The organism is Sulfurisoma sediminicola (assembly GCF_003865015.1).
GTDB lineage: Bacteria > Pseudomonadota > Gammaproteobacteria > Burkholderiales > Rhodocyclaceae > Sulfurisoma > Sulfurisoma sediminicola.
Window position 1 is genome coordinate 512,051 of the sequence record NZ_BHVV01000008.1, and the last position, 21,443, is coordinate 533,493.

Annotated in this window: 21 protein-coding genes; 8 read left to right on the forward strand and 13 right to left on the reverse strand. The window is 66.0% G+C overall.

Annotated features, from left to right (window positions below):
• Nucleotides 1–3: 3 nt before the first annotated feature.
• The 9 genes from EJE94_RS13945 to aroC form a co-directional block, all read right to left on the reverse strand.
• Nucleotides 4–2,106 (reverse strand): type IV pilus assembly protein FimV, encoded by a 2,103-nt coding sequence (locus EJE94_RS13945; protein WP_165904847.1) that lies wholly within the window; start codon nt 2,104–2,106, stop codon nt 4–6.
• A 107-nt stretch (nt 2,107–2,213) separates the two neighbouring features.
• Nucleotides 2,214–3,335: an aspartate-semialdehyde dehydrogenase gene (gene asd / locus EJE94_RS13950; protein ID WP_121243092.1), complete on the reverse strand. Its 1,122-nt coding sequence runs from the start codon at nt 3,333–3,335 to the stop codon at nt 2,214–2,216.
• A 24-nt stretch (nt 3,336–3,359) separates the two neighbouring features.
• Nucleotides 3,360–4,424 (reverse strand): 3-isopropylmalate dehydrogenase, encoded by a 1,065-nt coding sequence (leuB, locus tag EJE94_RS13955; protein WP_121243093.1) that lies wholly within the window; start codon nt 4,422–4,424, stop codon nt 3,360–3,362.
• A gap of 9 nt (nt 4,425–4,433) precedes the next feature.
• Nucleotides 4,434–5,072, reverse strand: coding sequence for a 3-isopropylmalate dehydratase small subunit (gene leuD, locus EJE94_RS13960; RefSeq protein WP_121243094.1), 639 nt, complete (start codon nt 5,070–5,072; stop codon nt 4,434–4,436).
• Nucleotides 5,073–5,198: an entericidin A/B family lipoprotein gene (locus EJE94_RS13965; RefSeq protein ID WP_121243095.1), complete on the reverse strand. Its 126-nt coding sequence runs from the start codon at nt 5,196–5,198 to the stop codon at nt 5,073–5,075.
• Between the two features lie 13 nt (nt 5,199–5,211).
• Nucleotides 5,212–6,618 (reverse strand): 3-isopropylmalate dehydratase large subunit, encoded by a 1,407-nt coding sequence (gene leuC / locus EJE94_RS13970; RefSeq protein WP_121243096.1) that lies wholly within the window; start codon nt 6,616–6,618, stop codon nt 5,212–5,214.
• 41 nt (nt 6,619–6,659) lie between these two features.
• On the reverse strand, nt 6,660–7,820 hold the full coding sequence (locus EJE94_RS13975) for an MFS transporter (RefSeq protein ID WP_121243097.1): 1,161 nt from the start codon (nt 7,818–7,820) through the stop codon (nt 6,660–6,662).
• A 48-nt stretch (nt 7,821–7,868) separates the two neighbouring features.
• On the reverse strand, nt 7,869–8,129 hold the full coding sequence (locus EJE94_RS13980) for an HP1242/YdcH family protein (protein ID WP_121243098.1): 261 nt from the start codon (nt 8,127–8,129) through the stop codon (nt 7,869–7,871).
• A 39-nt stretch (nt 8,130–8,168) separates the two neighbouring features.
• Nucleotides 8,169–9,272, reverse strand: coding sequence for a chorismate synthase (aroC, locus tag EJE94_RS13985; protein ID WP_121243099.1), 1,104 nt, complete (start codon nt 9,270–9,272; stop codon nt 8,169–8,171).
• Nucleotides 9,273–9,390: 118 nt separating this feature from the next.
• On the opposite strand from aroC, the gene EJE94_RS13990 reads away from it, so the two are divergent.
• A complete protein-coding gene (locus EJE94_RS13990; RefSeq protein WP_124962471.1) occupies nt 9,391–9,801 on the forward strand; it encodes a hypothetical protein in 411 nt (136 codons plus the stop codon).
• On the forward strand, nt 9,798–12,500 hold the full coding sequence (locus EJE94_RS13995; protein ID WP_121243101.1) for a putative bifunctional diguanylate cyclase/phosphodiesterase: 2,703 nt from the start codon (nt 9,798–9,800) through the stop codon (nt 12,498–12,500). The genes EJE94_RS13990 and EJE94_RS13995 overlap by 4 nt, the downstream gene beginning before the upstream one ends.
• 57 nt (nt 12,501–12,557) lie before the next feature.
• Here the strand turns inward: EJE94_RS13995 and EJE94_RS14000 are convergent, their stop codons facing one another.
• From EJE94_RS14000 to fdxA, 3 genes are all read right to left on the reverse strand, one after another.
• Nucleotides 12,558–14,210 carry an AMP-binding protein gene (locus EJE94_RS14000; RefSeq protein ID WP_121243102.1) on the reverse strand — a complete coding sequence of 551 codons (1,653 nt, stop codon included), beginning with the start codon at nt 14,208–14,210 and terminating at the stop codon, nt 12,558–12,560.
• Nucleotides 14,211–14,255: 45 nt separating this feature from the next.
• A complete protein-coding gene (locus tag EJE94_RS14005; RefSeq protein WP_121243103.1) occupies nt 14,256–14,705 on the reverse strand; it encodes a CBS domain-containing protein in 450 nt (149 codons plus the stop codon).
• Nucleotides 14,706–14,827: 122 nt separating this feature from the next.
• On the reverse strand, nt 14,828–15,151 hold the full coding sequence (gene fdxA / locus EJE94_RS14010) for a ferredoxin FdxA (RefSeq protein ID WP_121243104.1): 324 nt from the start codon (nt 15,149–15,151) through the stop codon (nt 14,828–14,830).
• Between the two features lie 191 nt (nt 15,152–15,342).
• Here fdxA and trxA point away from each other — a divergent pair, with 191 nt between their 5' ends.
• The 4 genes from trxA (at nt 15,343) to EJE94_RS14030 (ending at nt 19,254) form a co-directional block, all read left to right on the forward strand.
• Nucleotides 15,343–15,669 carry a thioredoxin TrxA gene (trxA, locus tag EJE94_RS14015; RefSeq protein WP_121243105.1) on the forward strand — a complete coding sequence of 109 codons (327 nt, stop codon included), beginning with the start codon at nt 15,343–15,345 and terminating at the stop codon, nt 15,667–15,669.
• A 227-nt stretch (nt 15,670–15,896) separates the two neighbouring features.
• Entirely contained in the window at nt 15,897–17,156 is a 1,260-nt protein-coding gene (gene rho, locus EJE94_RS14020; protein WP_121243106.1) for a transcription termination factor Rho, read from the forward strand.
• Nucleotides 17,157–17,361: 205 nt separating this feature from the next.
• Entirely contained in the window at nt 17,362–17,574 is a 213-nt protein-coding gene (gene rpmE, locus EJE94_RS14025; RefSeq protein WP_121243107.1) for a 50S ribosomal protein L31, read from the forward strand.
• Between the two features lie 60 nt (nt 17,575–17,634).
• Entirely contained in the window at nt 17,635–19,254 is a 1,620-nt protein-coding gene (locus EJE94_RS14030; protein ID WP_121243108.1) for an ArnT family glycosyltransferase, read from the forward strand.
• Here the strand turns inward: EJE94_RS14030 and orn are convergent.
• Nucleotides 19,251–19,796 (reverse strand): oligoribonuclease, encoded by a 546-nt coding sequence (gene orn / locus EJE94_RS14035; RefSeq protein WP_121243109.1) that lies wholly within the window; start codon nt 19,794–19,796, stop codon nt 19,251–19,253. The two genes, EJE94_RS14030 and orn, sit on opposite strands and share 4 nt — an antisense overlap.
• An 83-nt stretch (nt 19,797–19,879) precedes the next feature.
• On the opposite strand from orn, the gene EJE94_RS14040 reads away from it, so the two are divergent.
• Together EJE94_RS14040 and EJE94_RS14045 are read left to right on the forward strand one after the other, a co-directional pair.
• The gene (locus EJE94_RS14040; RefSeq protein WP_121243204.1) at nt 19,880–21,124 is read left to right on the forward strand and encodes a M48 family metallopeptidase; all 1,245 of its coding nucleotides are present in this window, start codon (nt 19,880–19,882) and stop codon (nt 21,122–21,124) included.
• A 12-nt stretch (nt 21,125–21,136) separates the two neighbouring features.
• The gene (locus EJE94_RS14045) at nt 21,137–21,442 is read left to right on the forward strand and encodes a cytochrome c (RefSeq protein ID WP_121243110.1); all 306 of its coding nucleotides are present in this window, start codon (nt 21,137–21,139) and stop codon (nt 21,440–21,442) included.
• Nucleotide 21,443: the final 1 nt, after the last annotated feature.

Genomic DNA, 21,443 nt, shown 5'->3' on the forward strand with positions numbered 1-21,443 from the left:
GGATCACGGTCGAGGCGACATGGCTCGGGGGCGGGGGGCCTGCTCCACGGCCGGTGCCGCGGCTGCGCCGTAAAGCACGTTGTTCGGATCGAGCACACGCCCCATGGCGAGCGCCTTCTCCCACTCGGGTCCGCTGCCACCGGTGAGACCCTTGAGGTCCAAGGCAAGCGTCTCGAACGGCTTCGCCGCACGCCGCGCGTTGTAGATCTCGAGCAGCTTGACGTGGATGGCGAGACGGGTGGGTTCCTTCTTCAGCGCCTCGATCAGGATTTCCTCGGCCTGTGCATCACGGCCGTAGGCCATGTAGACGTCGGCTTCGGCTACCGGATCGACACCCTCTTCGGCGCTGGCCGGTCCCTGGCCGAAATCCGTATGCAAGGCGGCACCGGTATCGACGCTCTGACCGCCGGTGGTGCCGAACACGGAATTGGCGGAAAGATCGGTTCCCGTAATCTCGCTGAGCGGTTCGGTGTCGGCGGCCTTGGCCTGGCGCTTCTTGCGCATGACGGTGAAGCCGAGATAGCCGAGCACCAGCGCGATGACGCCACCGCCGCCCATCACCAGCGTGCCATATTCCTCCATGAAGTCGGGTTCCGGCGGCGGGGGGGGCGGCGCGACCTTCTTCTTCACTGGCGGCGGCGCGGCGGGCTTCGGTGGCTCGGCCGGTTTCGGGGCTTCCGCGGTCTTCGGCGGCTCGGCAGGCTTCTCAGCCTCCGCCGGCTGAGCCGGGGGAGGAGGCGGCGCGGCGGGGGCTGCGGTCGGCGCAGCCGGCGCCTTGGCGGCCTCGGCCGTCTTCGCCGGCGCAGGCGGTTCGGGCTTCTTCGCATCGGCAGGTTTCTGTGCCTGCTGCTGCAATTGCGCACCGCCCTGGCTCTTCAGTTCCGCGAGTTTCTTCAGGTCGCCGACATTCTTCTCGAGTTCGGCGACGCGCGAATTCGCTTCCTTCAGCGCACGATCACGCGCAACCAGATCCTCTTCCAGCGCGGTGATGCGGGCCTGGCTCTTCGCCTTGTCGCCCTTGGCATCCTTGGCCGCCTCGGTACGCGAGACCTCGAGCTTGTCCTTGCCGGCCGCGGGCGCGGGCGCCTTGTCGTCGACCTTGGGCGTGATCTTGCCGGCCGCCGCCTGCTTGGGCTCCTCTTCCTTGACCGGCGCCTTGGCCACCGCCTCGGAGAGCTTGCGGCGATAGGCATTGAAGTCGGAGGACTGGGCGACGACGATCTTGCGCGCCTCGGCCGCATCGACCGCGACAACCTCGCCGGTCTCGGGGACCTTGAGAATCTTGCCGGCACGCAGGCGATTCATGTTGTGGCTGTCGAACGCCTCCTGGTTGCCGCGGTACAGCGCCACCAGCATCTGATCGAGGTTGACGCCTTCGGGCTTGAGTTCGGCGGCGATCTTGCCTAGCGTATCGCCGCGCTTGACCTCGCGGCCTTCCATCGCTTTGGCCGCCACCTTGACCTCGGGTTTCGCCTTGGGCTCCGCCTTCGCTTGCTCGGCTTTCGGTTCTGCCTTGGATTCCGCTTTCGCTTCCTCGGCTTTCGGCTCCTCGGCCTTGGGTTCCGCCTTCGCTTCCTCGGCCTTCGGCTCCTCGGCCTTCACCTCTGCAGCCGGCTTTGCCGGCTCGGTCGCGACCGGTTTCTCGACCTTGGTTTCCGGCAATGCCACCGGCGTCGCGACAACCTTCTGGGTCACATCGGCTGGCGGATCAAGCAGGAAAGTGTATTCGCGCACCAAACGTCCGGAACCCCAGGACAGTTCGACGAGCATGTCGATGAAGGGCTCGCTCAGCGCCCGGTCGCTGGTGATCTTGATATAAGGCTGACCGCTGGGCCGTTTGTCGATGGCCATGCGCACGCTCGCGAGCGCGGCGGCGAACTCAATGCCCTGCTGCCTGAAGGTTTCGGCCGGCGCCAGTCGTGGCGCCAGGCTGCCGACTTCCTCGCGGCTGGCGGTAACATCGATTTCAGCTCTGAGCGGCTGGCCCAGCCCCGACAGTACAGTGAGCTTGCCGAGTCCGGCAGCGCTTGCCACGAGCGGAAAGGCCGCCAGAGCAAGGGCGAGCGCGGACGCTCGAAGGGTGTTTCGCTTGTGATGTTTATGCACGGCGCCTCCCCGTGGGGAACTTTTTCCAGCAATCAAAATAACATCATAGACATAGCGATGCAAGCTCAACCGTTGCCTCAGGAGTGACGCATCGCACCAGCGCAACATCAATCCAACAGGATGCGCAGCATCCGGCGCAGCGGCTCGGCGGCGCCCCAGAGCAGTTGGTCACCACAGGTGAAGGCACCCAGATACTCGGGGCCCATGGCCAGCTTGTGCAGGCGGCCGACCGGCACGGTCAGCGTACCGGTGACGGCAGCGGGAGTCAGGTCACGCTCGGAGATCTCGCGCTCGTTGGGCACGACCTTGACCCAGTCGTTGGCCTTGGCCAGGATGTCGCTGACCTCGTCGAGGGGCACATCCTTCTTGAGCTTGATGGTCAGGCCCTGCGAATGGCAGCGCATGGCGCCGACGCGCACGCAGAGCCCATCGATGGGGATGCTGCCGGGGGAGCGGAACGCCGGCTTGCCGAGGATCTTGTTGCACTCGGCGCCGCCCTTCCACTCCTCCTTCGACTGGCCGCCCTCGACCGGCACGTCGATCCACGGGATCAGGCTGCCGGCCAGCGGCACGTTGCGGAAGTTCTTGGTCGGGAAAGACGATGCCCGCATGGTCTCGGCCACCTTGCGGTCGATGTCGAGGATGGCCGAGGCCGGGTCGGCCAGCTCGGCCTTCACGGCATCGTGCAGCGTGCCCATCTGCGAGATCAGCTCGCGCATGTTCTGCGCGCCGGCGCCCGAAGCCGCCTGGTAGGTCATGGCCGAGACCCACTCGACCAGGTCGTGACGGAACAGTCCGCCCAAACCCATCAGCATCAGCGACACCGTGCAGTTGCCGCCGATGTAGTTCCTGACGCCCTTGGACAGACCCGCCTTGATCACGTCGAGGTTCACCGGGTCGAGGATGATGATCGCGTCATCGGCCATGCGCAGGCTCGATGCCGCATCGATCCAGTAGCCGTTCCAGCCGGCCGCGCGCAGCTTGGGAAACACTTCTTTCGTGTAGTCGCCGCCCTGGCAGGTGATGACGATGTCGAGCACCTTCAGCGCCTCGATGTCGGCCGCGTCCTTTAGTGGCACGCCGCCGGCTTCCGCCGGCCCCTTGCCGCCGACGTTGGAGGTCGTGAAGAACACCGGTTCGATCAGCTTGAAATCGCCCTCGTCGCGCATGCGCTGCATCAGCACCGAGCCGACCATGCCGCGCCATCCGACCAGACCTACCTTTTTCATGATGCTCACCTCAACAATTGAATTTCACAGCACCGCCAGCACGGCGTCGCCCATTTCCCTGGTACCGACCCTTTTCATGCCTGACTCATAAATGTCGCCGGTGCGGAAGCCCTGCGCCAGGACTTTTTTCACGGCGCCTTCGATGCGCTGCGCCACTGCCTCCTGATTGAAGGTATAGCGCAACATCATCGCCGCCGACAGGATGGTCGCCAGCGGATTCGCCACGCCCTTGCCGGCGATGTCCGGCGCCGAACCGTGGCTGGGCTCGTAAAGGCCCTTGTTGTTCTCGTCGAGCGAGGCCGACGGCAGCATGCCGATGGAACCGGTCAGCATCGAGGCCTCGTCGGAAAGGATGTCGCCGAACATGTTGCCGGTGACCATGACGTCGAACTGCTTCGGGTTCTTGACCAGTTGCATCGCGGCGTTGTCGACCAGCATGTGCGAGAGTTCCACGTCCGGATATTCCGCACCGACCTCGATGGCGACGTCGCGCCAGAGCTGGGTGCATTCGAGCACGTTCATCTTGTCGACCGAGCAGACGCGCTTGTTGCGCTTCTTCGCCGCATCGAAGGCGACGCGGAGGATGCGGCGTATCTCGCTCTCCGTGTAGTGCATGGTGTTGAAGCCGAAGCGCTGGTGCTTGCCGTCCACATCGCGCATCTCGATGCCGCGCGGCTGGCCGAAGTAGATGTCGCCGGTCAGCTCGCGCACGATGAGGATGTCCAGCCCCGCCACAACCTCGGGCTTCAGCGTCGAGGCGTTGGCCAGTTCGGGATAGAGGATGGCCGGGCGCAGGTTGGCGAACAGGCCGAGCTGCTTGCGGATGCCGAGCAGGCCGCGCTCAGGCCGCTGCTCGCGCGGATAGCTGTCCCACTTCGGACCGCCGACGGCACCGAGCAGCACGGCGTCGGCCGCCTGCGCCAGTTTCTGCGTGGCCTCGGGATAGGGATTGCCGGTGGCATCGACGGCGCAGCCGCCGAGCAGCGCCTCTTCCATCTCGAACTTGAGGTCGAGGGCATTGAGCACTCGCACCGCTTCGGCGGTTATTTCGGGGCCGATGCCGTCGCCCGGCAGTACGCAAATTTTCATCTGGATTTCCTATGCAAACAACCAGGGCTGATCGATTCGGCGCTTCGCCTCGAACTCGCGGATCGCGTCGGCATGGCGCAGCGTCAGGCCGATGTCGTCCCAGCCGTTGAGCAGGCACTCCTTGCGGAAGGCGTCGACGTCGAAGTTCAGCACCTTGCCGTCGGGACGCGTCACGGTCTGCGCGGCGAGGTCAATCTTCAGGCGATAACCGGGCGCGGCCGCGACCTGGGCGAACATCTCGTCGATCTCGGCCGCCGGCAGCTTGATCGGCAGCAGGCCGTTCTTGAAGCTGTTGTTGTAGAAGATGTCGGCGAAGGTCGTGCCGACCAACGCGCGGAAGCCGTAGTCCTCGAGCGCCCACGGTGCGTGCTCGCGCGAAGAGCCGCAGCCGAAGTTGTCGCGCGTCAGCAGCACCGAGGCGCCCCGGTAGCGCGGCTGGTTGAGCACGAACTCGGGATTGAGCGGTCGCTGGCTGTTGTCCCTGCCCGGCTCGCCGCGGTCGAGATAACGCCATTCGTCGAAGGCGTTGGGGCCGAAGCCCGAGCGCTTGATCGACTTGAGGAATTGCTTGGGGATGATGGCATCGGTATCGACGTTGGCGCGATCGAGCGGCGCCACCAATCCGTCAAGGCGGGTGAAAGCGCGCATTTACTTGGTCGCTTTTTGGATGGCCTCGCCGCCCTTCTCGATGTCTTTGCCCACGCCCTGCACGGTATTGCAACCGGCAAGCACGAAGGCGGCGATGGCGACGGTGGCGGAAATGAATCGGAACATGGTGTTTCTCCTCTCAGATGATTTCTCGGACGTCGGCGAAGTGGCCGGCGATGGCGGCCGCGGCCGCCATCGCCGGACTGACCAGATGGGTACGGCCGCCATTGCCCTGGCGACCCTCGAAGTTGCGATTGGAGGTCGAGGCGCAACGCTCGCCCGGCTCGAGCCGGTCGGCGTTCATCGCCAGGCACATCGAGCAGCCGGGCTCGCGCCACTCGAAGCCGGCGGCAATGAAAATCCTGTCCAGGCCCTCGGCCTCGGCCTGGCGCTTGACCAGGCCCGAGCCCGGCACCACCAGTACGCGTCTGACGCTGTCGGCCTTGCGGCGACCCTTCGCCACCACCGCCGCCTCGCGCAGGTCCTCGATGCGCGAGTTGGTGCAGGAACCGATGAAAACCTGGTCGACCTTGATGTCCCGGATGTTGGTTCGCGGCGCCAGCCCCATGTACTGCAGCGCACGGGCCACGCCTTCGCGCTTGACCGTATCGGCGAAATCCTCCGGTGCCGGGACGCTGCCGCCGATGTCGGTGACCATCTCGGGCGAGGTGCCCCAGGTCACCTGCGGCCTGATGGCCGCCGCGTCGAGTTCGACCACGGCATCGAATCGAGCGCCAGGGTCCGACACCAGCGTACGCCAGTGAGCGACGGCGCGGTCCCACACCTCGCCGCTGGGCGAGAAGGGACGGCCTTTCAGGTATTCGATGGTCGTGTCGTCGGCGGCGACGAAGCCGACACGGGCGCCGGCCTCGATCGCCATGTTGCAGACGGTCATGCGCCCTTCCATCGACAGCGCGCGGATCGCGCTGCCGCCGAACTCGACGGCATGGCCGGTACCGCCGGCCGTGCCGATCCTGCCGATGATCGCCAGCACGATGTCCTTCGCCGTCACGCCAGCGCCGACCGTTCCTTCGACGCGGACGAGCATGGACTTCATCTTCGTCTGCAGCAGGCACTGCGTCGCCAGCACATGCTCGACCTCGGAGGTGCCGATGCCGTGGGCGAGGCAGGCGAAGGCGCCGTGGGTCGAGGTATGGGAGTCGCCGCAGACCACGGTCATGCCGGGCAGCGTCGCGCCGTTCTCGGGCCCGATCACATGGACGATGCCCTGTCGCGCATCCTTGAACGGAAAGAAGGCCAGCGCGCCGACCTCGCGGATGTTGGCGTCGAGTGTCTCGACCTGCTGGCGCGACACCGGGTCCTCGATGCCGCGTTCCCAGTGGTCGGTCGGGGTGTTGTGATCGGCGGTGGCGACGATGGACGACACGCGCCACGGCTTGCGCCCGGCGAGCTTCAGCCCCTCGAACGCCTGCGGGCTGGTGACTTCATGCACCAGGTGGCGATCGATGTAGAGCAACGCCGTGCCGTCCGCTTCGGTGCGGACGACATGGTTTTCCCATAGCTTGTCGTAAAGCGTTTTCGGCATGAAAAGCGGATCCAGCGGAGGTACGGCGGGGAAGTTGCGGATTATCGCACAGGCCGCGTAGCCGGCGGCTCGTGCATGCCGCGCCACATCAGCAGCCAGCCGATGGCGGCGAAGCCGGCGCCGAGGGTGAAAGTCAGGGCCGGGCCGAGGCTTTCCCAGGTCTGGCCGGCGAGCAGTCCGCCGAGCATGCCGCCGGCGCCGAAGGAGATGCTGCCGTAGATCGCCTGCACCCGCGCCTGGTGCTGCGGCGCGAACCAGCGGTTGAGCATCGCCACGCCGCCGGCGTGGAAGGCACCGAACGTCGCGCCGTGCAGCAGTTGCGCCAGCAGCAACAGCGGCAGCGAATCCACGGCCCAGCCGATCAGCAGGAAACGCACCACGGCCAGCGCAACGCTGACGAGCAGGATCGAGCGCAGCGAAAAAGCCCGCAGCAGGCGTGGCATGTAAATGAACACGAAGATCTCGGCGACGACGCCGAGCGACCACAAGGCGCCGACAAGCGTCTTGCCATAGCCGGCCCCGACGAGGTGGATCGAATAGAAGAAATAGAAGGGGCCGTGCGCGGCCGACATGAAGAAGCAGGCGGCGAGGAAGGCCACCACGGCCGGACGCCGCAACTCGCGTCCGAGCGGAGCATGGACGGCGGGCATCGTATCGGGCGGAGACTCGCCGAGCAGCAGCGCAATGCCGAGAATTCCGGCCAACAGCGCCAGGCAGATCCACAGCAGCGCCGGCAGGCCAGTCGCATCGAGCAGCATGCCCGCCGCGGTAACCGCAATGATGAAGCCCACCGATCCCCACAAGCGGATGCGGCCGTAGCGATCCGGGTGACCCTTGAGTTGAGCCAGTGTCAGCGCCTCGACCAGCGGCAGGGATGCGCTCCAGAAGAAGGCCATCACCGCCATGCCGAGGAAAAGTCCGGCGAAGTCACGAAAAAAGAAGAAGGTGCCAAAGCCGACCAGCGACAGCGCCGCCGACAGGCGGACGATGGCGACCTTGTGGCCGAGCCGGTCGGCCAGCCAGCCCCAGAGGTTGGGAGCGACCAGGCGCATCACCTGCATCAGCGACATCAGCACGCCGATGGCGAAAGCCGACTGGCCGAGCGACTGCAGGTAGAGCGTGAAATACGGCGCGAAGGCGCCGATGAAGGCGAAGTAGAAAAAATACCAGGCGGACAGCCGCCAGTACGGGGGGAAGCGCATCGGCGGCGGAAGCAAAGGGGCGGCCAACCGCGCCCCTTCGGGCGGGGCTTACTTGTGCTGCTGACCCGAGCGGAAGGCCAACAGGATGTGGTAGATCTCATCCTTGAGCTTGACGCGCTGTTTTTTCATGTCCTCGAGGGTGAAATCGGCGACCGGCATGTCGTGCGCTTCGAGATCCTCGACCTTGCCGGTGAGGCGATGGTAGGTACCGAAGAGGCGGGAGAAGTGGGCATTGCAACCCTTGAGGACGTCGATCGCGTCGCGCATTTCAGGGAAATCGGTGTACAGATCGTGGTGATCGACTTGCATTGGAGTGTTCCTTCCAGCGATGGATGTGATGGTCTGGGGCTATTTTAGCAGCCGTCCCGGAATCGGCGGCAGAGGGCAATGGACATCGGCGCACTGCGCGCGGTGACGCAGCGCGGCATCGATCAGCACCAGCGCCAGCATCGCTTCGGCGATCGGCGTGGCGCGGATGCCGACACAGGGGTCGTGGCGGCCGTGGGTCTCGACCGTCACCGGACGGCCCTGCAGGTCGATCGAGCGCCGCGGCAGGCGGATGCTCGAAGTCGGCTTGATCGCGATGTTGACGACGACGTCCTGGCCGGTGGAGATGCCGCCGAGGATGCCGCCGGCATGGTTGCTCAGGAAGCCCTCCGGGGTCAGTTCGTCGCCGTGTTCGCTGCCGCGCTGCGCCACCGAGGCGAAGCCGGCGCCGACCTCGACGCCCTTCACGGCGTTGATGCCCATCATGGCGTGTGCGATGTCGGCGTCGAGCCGATCGTAGACGGGATCGCCCCAGCCCACCGGCGCGTTCTCGGCGACGACGGTGATTTTCGCCCCGACCGAGTCCCCGGCCTTGCGCAGCTCGTCCATGTACTGCTCGAGTTGCGGCACGATCCCTGCGTTGGGAACGAAGAAGGGATTGGCATCGATGGCATGGGCATCGACGAAGGGAATCTCGATCGGGCCAAGCTGGCTCATCCAGCCGCGGATGGCTATGCCGTAGCGGCTCTGCAGCCATTTCCTCGCGATGGCGCCCGCGGCGACGCGCACCGCGGTCTCGCGCGCCGAGGAGCGGCCGCCGCCGCGGTAGTCGCGGATGCCGTATTTCTGCCAGTAGGTGTAGTCGGCATGCCCGGGGCGGAAGCTCTGGGCGATGTTGCCGTAATCCTTGCTGCGCTGGTCCTCGTTGCGGATCAGCAGGCCAATGGGCGTGCCGGTGGTCTTGCCCTCGAACACGCCCGAGAGAATTTCAACGGTATCGGACTCGCGGCGCTGCGTCACATGGCGCGAGGTGCCGGGCTTGCGCCGGTCGAGCTCGGCCTGGATGTCGGCCTCGCACAGATCGAGACCGGGGGGGCAACCATCGACCACGCAGCCGATCGCCGGACCGTGCGATTCGCCGAACGAGGTCACGCGAAACAGCGTGCCGATGCTGTTGCCGGACATGACAAATTACCTTGTTGGACTTTGGGGGCGCAGTTTAACATGGCCCAAAAAACGGCTTGGGCCGCCGCCTCGTCACAAGCGGCCGGAGCGAGAAGAACCGGAAAGCGGAGGGTTGTGCATGAATCCCAGCAGACGCCGCACGCTTCAGGCCGCCTGTGGTGCCCTGTTGCTTTCCGTCGTGGCACATTCCCGCTCGGCCAGCGGCGAAACCCTGATTCGCATCAACGTTCCAGGTCCCGACGCGCTGCCCTTCCTGCCGATCGACCTAATCCCGGGACTCAACTTCGACCGCGAAGTCGGCGTGCGTGACCAACCCGGCGGCATCCGCGCCATCGAGGACATGCTCGCCGGCAACGCCGATCTCGCCGCCCTGCTCAAGACTCTGCCGGGAATCTTCAGTCCGGACGCCCGCTTCAGCATCCCGCAGATCGGCGAGACCGATGTCTTCCTGCGCGCCGCGATGCCCGGCCTCAAGCTCACCTCGGCCCACAGTCTGATCGATGCCCGCTGGGCCGGACAGCGCCAATGAGCGACATCCATGCGGGTTCCGCGCCCACGCCGCGACGACGCGTCACCATCCGGCGCCAAGCGCTGCTGCGGCTGGTGGCGGTGATCGTCATCCTGGCCGTCGGCATCTCGCTGGTCGGCTACAACAGCTTCACCACCCGGCAGAACCGCGAGGTCGAGCAGAAGCAGTCCGTGACGCGGAGCTACTACGCCGAACTGCTGCCCAAAGTCGAGAGCGCCTGGCTGACCCAAGCGGAGCAGACGCGCAGCCGCATCGAATTCACCCGCATCCTCGAGGAGCCCGAGGCGATCCGCTGGGCCAAGCTCAACAGCTTCCTCACCGCGCAATGGGAATTTGTCGAGTTTTCCGATCTCGTCATTCTCGACGGTGGCGGCAAGGTGATCTACCGCTTCGGCGCCGAGGCCCACAAGTTCGGCACAATCAACGAACTCGGCAAGAGCGGCTGGTATTACTCGGCCGAACATCGCGAGCTCTACCGCGTCCTCGCCGTTCCACTCTGGCTCGGTGCCTCCGGCCAGGGAACGCTGGTGCTGTTCCGCCCGCTCAACACCTCGACGCTCAAGGGCCTGCTGAGTCCCGAGCTCAGGCTCTACCTCGAGGCAGCCGGCAGCATCGTCGCCGGCTCGCACCCCGAGGCCGGCCTGACGATCGACGCGCAACGCGAGGGCCTGATCCCGGGACAGCCGGCGGTGATTCAGATCCGGCTGCGCTGGCCACACGACAGCCCGCAGGCGCCGACGCTGATCGTGCGCCGCGACTTCATCGAAAGCATCCATGTCAGTGAGTTCATGTTGCGGCCGCTGGTCGCCATTACGATGGTTATCGTCATGCTCTGGCTCGGTCTCGGTCGCTGGCTCAGCCGCTCGGTCCGCCGCGTCGAATCGCTCGACGCGGCAACCGTGTCCTTCGCCGGCCAGGGCTCACCGGAACAGGCCGTGCCTCTGCTCGCCCCGGCGACCAGCCGCAACGACGAAATCGGCGACGTCGCCATGACGCTGGGCACGATGATGAGGCGGATCAGTGAACGCGAACGCGAACAGCGCGCCTATCTCGACACTCTCTCCATGCTTGAGGAGGCCGTGGTCGAGCTCGACTGTTCCGGCCGCATCATCCGTGCCAGCCCCGGCTGGAACCGGCTGACCCACAGGTCGGAGTCGCTGGTCGGCCTGCCGATTACCCAATTCATCCACGGCGACGACGTCCAGACGATTCAACGCACCTGCACCGCCTTCCAGAAGGGCGAGAAGCTGCAGGCCGACCTGCGCCTGCGCCTGCGCAGCGACCTGAACCACGAGCAATGGGTCGAATGCCGCCTGGTTGCGCAGCCCGGAACGGACAATGCGCCAGCGGAAATCCGCGGTGTGCTGCGTGACATCACCCAGACCTACCTGCATGAGCAAAAGATTACCCACATGGCGCTGCACGACGCCCTGACCGATCTGCCCAACCGTGTGCTGCTCGAGGACCGCATCAAGATCGCGACCCGCATGGCCAGCCGCGCCGAACAGCGTGTAGCGGTCTGCTTCCTCGACCTCGATCACTTCAAGAAGATCAACGACAGCCTCGGCCACAAGGCCGGCGACCGTCTGCTGGTCGCCTTCGCCAACATCCTGCGCTCGCAGCTGCGGGCCGGTGACACCCTCGCGCGCTGGGGTGGCGACGAGTTCGTGTTGTTGCTGCCGGGCCTGGGTGGCGAGGAAGACGCCCGTCTGGTCACGCACAAGATCACCGGGGCCCTGAAGGCCCCGATAAAGATCGAGGACGGCGAATACGCGATCACCTTCAGCATGGGTGTGGCCGTCTATCCCGACGATGCGCACGAGGTCGACAGCCTGCTGACCCATGCCGACCGCGCCATGTTCTTCGCGAAAACCCAGGGACGCAACCAGACGTGCTTTTTCGGTGAAGTGTCGGACAAGAGCGGCGGCAAGCGCGAACTCTACATCCAGAACAAGCTGGTCGAGGCGGTCAGTGGCAGGCGCATCCAGGCGTGGTTCCAGCCCATCGTCAACGCCGACGACGGCGAGTGTCTCGTCGCCGAGGTGCTGGCGCGCTGGCACGATGCGGATTTCGGCTGGGTCAGCCCCGCCACTTTCATTCCCATCGCCGAAAGCACCGGCATGATCAACGAGCTGGGCCACCAGATCTGGCTGCAGGCGCTGCCGGCACTGGTGGCATGGCGCGAGCGCGGCCGCAACTTGCGCCTCGCGATCAACATATCGAAACGGCAGCTGTTCTCGCCGCGCGTGACCGAGCAGCTGGTCGGCGAACTGGCGCTGGCCGGCCTTGCCCCGTCCGACATCGTGCTGGAGATCACCGAAAGCATCGCGCTGCTCGACGTCGCCAACGCCTCGGAGCGCCTTCACGGCCTGCATCGCATCGGCTTCCACATCGCCATCGACGACTTTGGCACCGGCTATTCCGCCCTGTCGCAACTGCACGAGATGCCGGTCAGCGAACTCAAGATCGACATTTCCTTCGTCCGCCGCCTGCACGAACCTGCCGGGCAATCGATGGCCCAGGCCATCATCCACCTGGCCAAGGCGCTCGCCATGACGACCGTCGCCGAGGGCGTCGAAGACGAGGTCACCGCAAGCAAGCTTCGCTCGATGGGGGTGGACCGCCTGCAGGGCGACCATTTCGCCAAGCCGATGCCCCGCGGCGAGTTCGAGAACTGGCTGTTCGGCGAACGCCATTGAGGCGGCGTCGCTCGGCGTACCGCCAGCACCGACTTTTCCCGGCGAGCGGAGTCGCGGCTACGGCCGCAGCGCGCGGCGCAGAATCTTGCCGACGGTGGTCTTCGGCAGCTCGCCGCGGAACTCGACCTGGTGGGGGATCTTGTAGCCGGTGAGGCTCACGCGGCAGTGGGCGATCAGGGCCTCGGCGGTCAGGGCGGGATCGCGTTTCACCACGAACAGCTTGACCACCTCGCCGGAATGCGCGTCGGGCACGCCGACAGCCGCCACCTCGAGCACGCCGGGGTGCAAGGCAACCACGTCCTCCACCTCGTTGGGGTAGACGTTGAATCCCGAAACCAGGATGGTGTCCTTCTTGCGATCGACGAGGCGCACATAGCCCTTCTCGTCCATCACCGCGATGTCGCCGGTGCGCAGGAAACCGTCGACCGTCATCGCCAGTGCCGTTTCGTCCGGTCGTTGCCAGTAGCCACGCGTCACCTGCGGCCCGCGGACGCACAGCTCGCCGGCGATGCCGGGGGCGAGGTCGCTGCCGGCGTCGTCGCGGATCGTCACGTCCGTCGACGGCAGCGGCAGGCCGATGCTACCGTTGTACTCGGGCAGATCGAGCGGGTTGATGGTCACCGCCGGCGACGCCTCCGTCAGCCCGTAGGCCTCGAGCAGCGCGCAGCCGGTGACCGCCTGCCAGCGCTCGGCAACGGCCCGCTGCACCGCCATGCCGCCGCCGAGGCAGACCTTGAGCGAGGAGAAATCGAGGCGGGAGAAATCCCGGTTGTTGAGCAGCGCGTTGAACAGGGTGTTGACGCCGGTGATGATGCTGAAGCGATGGCGGGCAAGTTCCCTGACGAAACCCCGGATGTCGCGTGGATTGGCGATCAGGACGTTGCTGGCGCCGATCCTGAAGAAGGCCAGGCTCACCGTGAGGGCGAAGATATGGAAAAGCGGCAACGCCGTGATGATGGTCTCTTCTCCCTCCTTGACCGAGCCGCGGATCCAGACGTGCGCCTGCTGCAGGTTGGCGAGGATGTTGCGGTGGCTGAGCATCGCCCCCTTGGCGACTCCGGTGGTGCCGCCGGTGTATTGGAGGAAGGCGATGTCATCGTGCCCGAGAGCGGGCAGCGTGAAGCGCGCCTTCGCGCCGCCGGCCAGCGCGGTGGTCCATGGCACGGCGCCCGGTAGCGTCCATGACGGCACCAGGCGCTTGACATGCCGTACCACGAAGTTAATCAGCGTGCCCCTGGCGAGTCCGAGCATGTCGCCCAGGCCGGTGACGACGACGTGGCGGATCGCCGTGCGCGGCAGCGCGGCTTCAAGCACGTGGGCGAAGTTCTCCAGGATGACGATGGCCTCGGCACCGCTGTCGGCGAGTTGGTACTCGAGTTCGCGCGCCGTGTACAGCGGATTGCAGTTGACCACCGTGCAGCCGGCGCGCAGCGCGCCGAACAGGCAGACCGGGTACTGCAGGATGTTCGGCAGCATCAGCGCCACGCGGCGGCCGCGGCCGAGCCCGAGGGATTGCAGGTAGGCGGCGAAGTCGCGCGACGCGCGGTCCAGCCGCTCGTAGCTGAGCGCCCTGCCCATGCTGAGATAGGCGCAACGCGACGCGTGCGCGGCGACGCAGCGCCCGAAAAGGTCGGCGAGCGAACGGAACTCGGCGGGATCCACCTCGGCGGGCACGCCCGCCGGGTAGCTGTTCAACCATATCCTGTTCAATGCGACACCGAGCCCCCCACCCGCATTCTCGCCCCCACGCCCATCTCAAGCCGTAGCGCGTTCCTCCGGCCACTCGCTGATGTAGGCCTTGAGCATCCGGTTCTCGAAGCCCTGGTCCTCGAGCACCGCCTTGGCGACGTCGTGGAAGGAGATCACGCCGAGCAGGGTGGCGCCGTCCATCACCGGCAGGTAGCGCATGTGCTTGTCGAGCATGATCCGGCGCAAGTCATCCACCTGCATGCCGGGCTCGGCGGCAAGTGGGTCGCGCACCATGACGTCGGCAACGCGGACACTGCCCCAGGCGGCGCCGTTGTCATTGACCGCCTTGAGCACTTCGCGGAAGGTCAGCATGCCGACCATCCGCCCGGCATCGAAACACACCAGCGAACCGATATCCTGACCGGTCATGATGACGATGGCTTCGGAAAGCTTGTTGTCGGGAGATACCGTGTAGAGAACGGCGCCCTTGATGGCCAATATGTCGCGCGCTTGCATGTCCACTCCTCCTTATAGGTTTGATGTGACGGACTGCAAGTCCATGGTAGTCCAGGCACGGCCGCAATAAAAGAACTGTCGCGGGCAAAAAGCGCCCGCCACGCCTTGTGCGCCGCCGCAATTCAGCGTTCGAGCAGCTTGAGCTTTTCCTTGACCTTGAGCCATTCGTCGGCGTCGGCCGGCGGCTCCTTGCGCTCGATGATCGCCGGCCATTGCTTGGCCAGCTCGGCGTTGAGCGCAGTGAAATGCTGCTGCGCCGCCGGCACGTCGTCCTCGGCAAAGATCGCCTCCGCCGGGCATTCCGAGACGCATAGCGTACAGTCGATGCACTCGTCGGGATCGATCACCAGGAAGTTCGGTCCCTCGCGAAAGCAGTCGACTGGGCAGACATCGACACAGTCGGTGTACTTGCACTTGATGCACGACTCGGTCACCACGTAGGTCATAAGGTGTTCCTTTCTGGAATCCAAATGAAGTATAGGCGGGGATTTTCAATTCCAGAAGGCGGCGAATTTTGCTAGGATGGGGGTCATGTCGCCCCGGCATCGCGTCACCATCCGCGGCCACGATGCCCGAACCGCCTCGAGACGGCGCCCGCGACGCACCACTCCTTCCCCAATTCACGCTAGAGGAATTCATGAGCGAACATATCGTTTATGTCACCGATGCCACCTTCAAGAACGAAGTGCTGGAATCGGCCACCCCGGTCATCGTCGACTACTGGGCCGAATGGTGCGGCCCGTGCAAGATGATCGCGCCGATCCTCGACGAGGTTGCCCGCGAGTACGCCGGCAAGCTCAAGGTCGCCAAGCTCAACATCGACGAAAACCCGAAGACGCCGGGCGAGTACGGCATCCGCGGCATTCCGACGCTGATCCTGTTCAAGGGCGGCAACGTCGAGGCCACCAAGATCGGTGCCCTGTCGAAGTCGCAGCTCACCGCCTTCATTGACAGCAATCTCTGATACCGCTACAGTCCGCGCCTGAATCCGTCGCCAATAACAAGAGCCAGAACGGATTCGGGCCCGCGGCGGTCGGCGAATTCGTAGCGCCGGCGTCAGCCACTTCGGCCACACCGCTCCCCGCACCACCCAGGATTCACCCGCCACTCCTCCCGGTTTTCCGGTCGCAGCCGCAGTCCATCCGCGGCCTCGCGTTTTCCAACGTCCCCTCTCCCCGTCCTCCACGCGCCATGCACCTTTCGGAGCTCAAGAATTACCACGTCAGCCAACTGCTGGAAATGGCCAATGCCGCCGACATCGAAGGCGCCAACCGGCTGCGCAAGCAGGAGCTGATCTTCGCCCTGCTCAAGCAGCACGCCAAGAAGGGCGAGACCATCTACGGCGACGGCTGCCTCGAAGTCCTGCCCGACGGCTACGGCTTCCTGCGCTCGCCCGACATTTCCTATCTCGCCGGCACCGACGACATCTACGTCTCGCCGTCTCAGGTGCGCCGCTTCAACCTGCGCTCGGGCGACACCATCGAGGGCGAGATCCGCACGCCCAAGGACGGCGAGCGCTACTTCGCCCTGGTCAAGCTCGACAAGGTCAACGGCGGTTCGCCCGAGGCGTGCAAGAACAAGATCCTGTTCGAGAACCTGACGGCGTTGCACCCGACCGAGCACCTGCGGATCGAACGCGACATCCGCGCCGAGGAGAACACCACCAGCCGCGTCATCGACATGATCGCGCCCATCGGCAAGGGCCAGCGCGGCCTGATCGTGTCCCCGCCCAAGGCGGGCAAGACCGTGCTGATGCAACACATCGCCCACGCCATCACCGCCAACCATCCCGAAGTCGTGCTCATCGTGCTGCTGATCGACGAGCGCCCCGAGGAAGTGACCGAGATGACGCGCACCGTGCGCGGCGAGGTGGTCGCCTCGACCTTCGACGAACCGGCCACGCGTCATGTACAAGTGGCTGAAATGGTGATCGAGAAGGCCAAGCGCCTGACCGAGCACAAGAAGGACGTGGTCATCCTGCTCGACTCCATCACGCGACTGGCCCGCGCCTACAACACCGTGCAGCCGGCCTCGGGCAAGGTTCTGACCGGCGGCGTGGACGCCAATGCCCTGCAGAAGCCCAAGCGCTTCTTCGGCGCCGCGCGCAACCTCGAGGAAGGCGGCTCGCTCACCATCATCGCCACGGCGCTGGTGGACACCGGCAGCCGCATGGACGAGGTGATCTACGAGGAATTCAAGGGCACCGGCAACATGGAGATCCACCTCGACCGCCGCATGGCCGAGAAGCGCATCTACCCGGCGATCAACGTCAATCGCTCCGGCACCCGCCGCGAGGAACTGCTGCTCGAACCCACCGTGCTGCAGAAGATGTGGATCCTGCGCAAGCTGCTCTACAACATGGACGATCTCGAGGCGATGGAATTCCTCCTCGACAAGATCAAGGCCACCAAGAACAACGGCGAATTCTTCGACGCGATGCGCAGGGGCTGACGCCCCTTTTTGTATGGCCGGTTTTGGCCGCGGCCGCCGCTGCGCGGCTTAACTTGCGGTGCAAGTTAGCCTTCGCCGCAACAGCCCAAACAGCCGGTCTGTTGTAACGCGATGCGTCGAGGTTGATTTCCCGGCGATTTTTCGGGATAATTGCGCGTTTTCCGCTCCACCCCGGCCCCGGAGCGAGGTACTGAGGACCAAGGAAATGAAAGAAGGCATCCACCCGAACTACAACGAGATTGAAGTGACCTGCTCCTGCGGCGCCATCTTCAAGACCCGTTCGACCAACAGCAAGCCGCTGCACATCGAGGTCTGCTCCGCCTGCCACCCCTTCTACACCGGCAAGCAGAAGATCGTCGACACCGCCGGCCGCGTCGAGCGCTTCCGCCAGAAATACGGCAAGCGCGCGGCCGCCTGAGCGTAGCCGCACGCCAGAAAAGGCAGCTTCGGCTGCCTTTTTAATTTCCGTCGCCCGCCGATGCCCCCGCCCCCCCGGCCACGGCCCGCAACGCCGGCATCCTCGCTGCCGCTGTCCACCATGGCGATGGCACTGCTCTGCGCCGTCTGGCTGATCGCCGGAGCCGTCGGCCACGATCCCTGGAAGACCGACGACGCCGTCCATCTCGGCATCGTCTTCAGCCTGCTGAAGGACGGCGGCTGGCTGATCCCGAAAATCGCCGGCGACCCCTGGGCCGGCACGGCGCCGCTCTATCACTGGGTCGCCGCCGTGGTCGCGACGCCCATGCAGTGGCTGCTGCCGCTTCACGACGCGGCGCGCCTGGCCACCGTGTTGTTCGGCGGCCTGACCCTGATCGCGCTGGCAGGTACCGCACGCACGCTCTACGACCGCGATGCCGGGCTCGCCGCGCCCCTGCTGGCGATCGGTACGCTCGGCCTGCTGGTGCCGCTGCACGACGCCCACCCCGTTCCCGCCCTGCTGGCCTGCCAGGCCCTGACCTACTGGGGCCTGGCCAAGCTCGGCAAGCGTCCGCTGGCCGGCGGGATTCTGCTCGGCCTGGGGCTCGGCGGCGGCTTTCTCGCCGACGGCCTCACCGCGATCGCCATTACCGCTCCCCTGTTGTTCCTGCTCGGCACCCCGCGCTGGCGCGACGCCAGACCCTGGCCCGGCCTGCTGGTGGCAAGCGCCGTCGCCCTGCCGCTCGCGCTGTCCTGGCCGCTCGCGCTGTATTTCTCCGACGCAAGCTACCTCGCCGCCTGGTGGTCCAGCGAATGGCGCCTGCTGGTTCCGGCGCCGGCAACGAGCGCCGTCGGCGATCTGCTCGAACTCTTCGGTTGGGCGGCCTTTCCGGTGTGGCCCATCGCCGGCTGGGCGCTGTGGGCCAATCGCAGGCGGCTGGCGGAGCCCGCCCTCCTGCTGCCGCTGGCCGGCACACTGATCGGCCTGCTCTGGCTGCTGAGCCGCGAGGCCCGTGCGCTGCATGCCCTGCCGGCACTGCTGCCGCTCATCCTGCTTGCCGCTGCCGGCGCCGGGAAGTTGCGGCGCGGAGCGGCCAACGCGCTCGACTGGTTCGGCATGACGACCTTCACGCTCGCCGTCGGGCTGGTCTGGCTGGGTGCGAGCGCCATGCTCGCCGGCTGGCCCCCGAAACTTGCCCGCAACTTCGCCAAGCTCGCCCCCGGCTTCACCGCCGAAGTCTCCTGGTTCGCCATGACCGTAGCGTTCGCCGCTACCGCAGCCTGGCTATTCGCGCTGGTCCGCCTGCCGCGCTCGCCGTGGCGGGCGGTGACGCATTGGGCCATCGGGGTCGCCGTCGGCTGGGTGCTGCTGGTGGCGTTGTGGCTGCCCTGGGTCGATTACGGCAAGACCTACCGGCCGGTCGCGGCCGCGCTGCTGGCGGCGTTGCCCGAAGGCTCAGGCTGCATCGCCCGCAGCGGGCTCGGCCTGCCGCAGCGCGCTTCGCTCGACTACTTCGCCGGCATCCGCACGGTCGCGCCGCCCGAAGGCCGCCGTCAGTGTCGCCTGCTGCTGGTGCAAGGGCCACCGCGCGAGGAAGCACAGCCGGGCTGGACCAGGATCTGGGAAGGCAACCGCCCCGGCGACAAGAACGAGCGGCTGCGCCTCTACCGCAGAAACTAGACCTTCAGGAAGTTCGCCCGGTAGTACTTGAGTTCCTCGATGGACTCGTAGATGTCGGCGAGCGCCTGGTGCTTGCCGCCCTTCTTGACGCCCTTGGCGATCTCCGGCGTCCACCGCTTGCACAGCTCCTTGAGCGTCGAGACGTCGAGGTTGCGGTAGTGGAAGTAGTCCTCGAGCTCAGGCATGTAGCGCGCCATGAAGCGGCGGTCCTGGCAGATCGAGTTGCCGCACATCGGCGACTTGCCCTTGGGAACATGGCGCTTGAGGAACTGCAGCGCCTGCGCCTCGACCTCGGCCTCGTCGAGTACCGAGTCCTTGACCTTCTGCACCAGCCCCGATTTGCCGTGGGTGTTCTTGTTCCAGTCGTCCATGCCGTCGAGCATGGCGTCGCTCTGATGGACCACCCAGACCGCGCTCTCGGCGATCAGTTCGAGCTGCGAATTGGTGATCACCATCGCCATCTCGATGATGCGGTCGCTGTCCGGCTTGAGGCCCGTCATCTCCATGTCCAGCCAGATGAGGGCGTTCTGGTCCTGTGCCATAATCCTTGCGCTTTCAAGCGTTGCCGGTCGTCGCGATCGGCGATGGCTTGCATTCTGGCATATTTCCCCCCATCTTCCGGTCCGTGGCACAGGTCTTTCCCCTCGTTTTCCTGACGGCGCTCGCCCTGACGACGGCGCTGCGCGCATGGCTGGCGCTGCGCCAGCTACGCCACGTGCTCGCCCATCGCAGGTCGGTCCCGGCCGAGTTCGCCGACCGCATCTCGCTGGCCGAGCACCACAAGGCCGCCGACTACACCACGGCGAAGACCCGGCTGGCCTTGGTCGAGCTCGGCGTCGATACCGCGCTGCTGCTCGTCTTCACCTTCGGCGGCCTGCTCGCCGCCTTCGACCAGTTCTGGCGCGGCGCTTTCGCCGGCCCGGGTTACGGCCACGGGATCGCCCTGTTCGCCAGCATCGGCATCACCGGCTTCTGCGTCGGCCTGCCCACCGCGCTCTACCGCACCTTCGTGCTCGAGGCACGCTTCGGCTTCAACAAGATGACCCCGGCGCTCTACATCGCCGACCTCGCCAAGCAGCTCCTGCTGACGGTGGCGATCGGCGGGCCGCTGCTGCTCGCCGTGCTCTGGCTCATGGGCGCGATGGGCTCGCTGTGGTGGTTCTACGTCTGGACCGCCTGGCTCGGCTTCAACCTGCTGGTGATGCTGCTCTACCCGACCTTCATCGCCCCCCTGTTCAACAAGTTCTCGCCGCTGGCCGAGGGCGAGATGAAGACCCGCATCGAGGCGCTGCTGGCGCGCTGCGGCTTCGCCAGCTCGGGCCTGTTCGTGATGGACGGCTCGAAGCGCTCGGCCCACGGCAACGCCTACTTCACCGGCTTCGGCCGGGCGAAGCGCATCGTCTTCTTCGACACCCTGCTCGACAAGCTCGCCCCCGCCGAGGTCGAGGCGGTGCTGGCGCACGAACTCGGCCACTTCAAGCATCGCCACGTCTGGAAGCGCATCGCCGCGATGTCCGCGCTGTCGCTCGCCTTCCTCTGGCTGCTCGGCCAGCTGATCGACCAGCCGTGGTTCTATGGCGGACTCGGCGTCGCCCACCCCGGCACGGCGATGGCGCTGATCCTCTTCTCGCTGGTACTGCCGGTGTTCGCCTTCCCCTTCGGCCCGCTGATGTCGTGGCTGTCGCGCCGCCACGAGTTCGAGGCCGACGCCTATGCCGCGCGGCAGGCCGGCGGCGGCGACCTCGTCAGCGCGCTGGTCAAGCTCTACCGCGACAACGCCGCGACGCTGACTCCCGACCCGCTGCACTCGCTGTTTTATGATTCGCATCCGCCCGCCAGCCAGCGCATCGCCCACCTTAAGTCCGCCTGAAAGGAGAACTCCATGCGTTCACCCCTGCTCACCGCCGCCCTGCTCGCCACCCTCGCCGGCGCCGCTTGTGCCGCAGATAAGATCGACGTCAAGGCCGGCAAGGCCCTCCACGACAAACAGTGCGTGAATTGCCACGTGCAACGCTGGGGCGGCGACGGCAGTGCCGTCTATACCCGCGCCGACCGCAAGATCAATGATGCGACCAGCCTGCGCCAGCGCGTTGCCGCCTGCAGCGCGCAGACCGGCGCCAAGTTCTTCCCCGAGGACGAGGCCAACGTCGCCGCCTGGCTTGCCCAGACCTACTACAAGTTCAAGTGAT

Bases quoted from the DNA above. Each gene is read 5' to 3' on its own strand.
- orn (WP_121243109.1), bottom strand. From the start codon at position 19,796: ATGGCACAGGACCAGAACGCCCTCATCTGGCTGGACATGGAGATGACG.
- fdxA (WP_121243104.1), bottom strand. From the start codon at position 15,151: ATGACCTACGTGGTGACCGAGTCGTGCATCAAGTGCAAGTACACCGAC.
- EJE94_RS14045 (WP_121243110.1), top strand. From the start codon at position 21,137: ATGCGTTCACCCCTGCTCACCGCCGCCCTGCTCGCCACCCTCGCCGGC.
- trxA (WP_121243105.1), top strand. From the start codon at position 15,343: ATGAGCGAACATATCGTTTATGTCACCGATGCCACCTTCAAGAACGAA.
- leuC (WP_121243096.1), bottom strand. From the start codon at position 6,618: ATGCCGAAAACGCTTTACGACAAGCTATGGGAAAACCATGTCGTCCGC.
- aroC (WP_121243099.1), bottom strand. From the start codon at position 9,272: ATGTCCGGCAACAGCATCGGCACGCTGTTTCGCGTGACCTCGTTCGGC.
- EJE94_RS13965 (WP_121243095.1), bottom strand. From the start codon at position 5,198: ATGTTCCGATTCATTTCCGCCACCGTCGCCATCGCCGCCTTCGTGCTT.
- EJE94_RS13980 (WP_121243098.1), bottom strand. From the start codon at position 8,129: ATGCAAGTCGATCACCACGATCTGTACACCGATTTCCCTGAAATGCGC.
- EJE94_RS14030 (WP_121243108.1), top strand. From the start codon at position 17,635: ATGCCCCCGCCCCCCCGGCCACGGCCCGCAACGCCGGCATCCTCGCTG.
- rpmE (WP_121243107.1), top strand. From the start codon at position 17,362: ATGAAAGAAGGCATCCACCCGAACTACAACGAGATTGAAGTGACCTGC.
- EJE94_RS13990 (WP_124962471.1), top strand. From the start codon at position 9,391: ATGAATCCCAGCAGACGCCGCACGCTTCAGGCCGCCTGTGGTGCCCTG.
- EJE94_RS13975 (WP_121243097.1), bottom strand. From the start codon at position 7,820: ATGCGCTTCCCCCCGTACTGGCGGCTGTCCGCCTGGTATTTTTTCTAC.
- EJE94_RS14005 (WP_121243103.1), bottom strand. From the start codon at position 14,705: ATGCAAGCGCGCGACATATTGGCCATCAAGGGCGCCGTTCTCTACACG.
- asd (WP_121243092.1), bottom strand. From the start codon at position 3,335: ATGAAAAAGGTAGGTCTGGTCGGATGGCGCGGCATGGTCGGCTCGGTG.
- rho (WP_121243106.1), top strand. From the start codon at position 15,897: ATGCACCTTTCGGAGCTCAAGAATTACCACGTCAGCCAACTGCTGGAA.
- EJE94_RS13995 (WP_121243101.1), top strand. From the start codon at position 9,798: ATGAGCGACATCCATGCGGGTTCCGCGCCCACGCCGCGACGACGCGTC.
- leuB (WP_121243093.1), bottom strand. From the start codon at position 4,424: ATGAAAATTTGCGTACTGCCGGGCGACGGCATCGGCCCCGAAATAACC.
- leuD (WP_121243094.1), bottom strand. From the start codon at position 5,072: ATGCGCGCTTTCACCCGCCTTGACGGATTGGTGGCGCCGCTCGATCGC.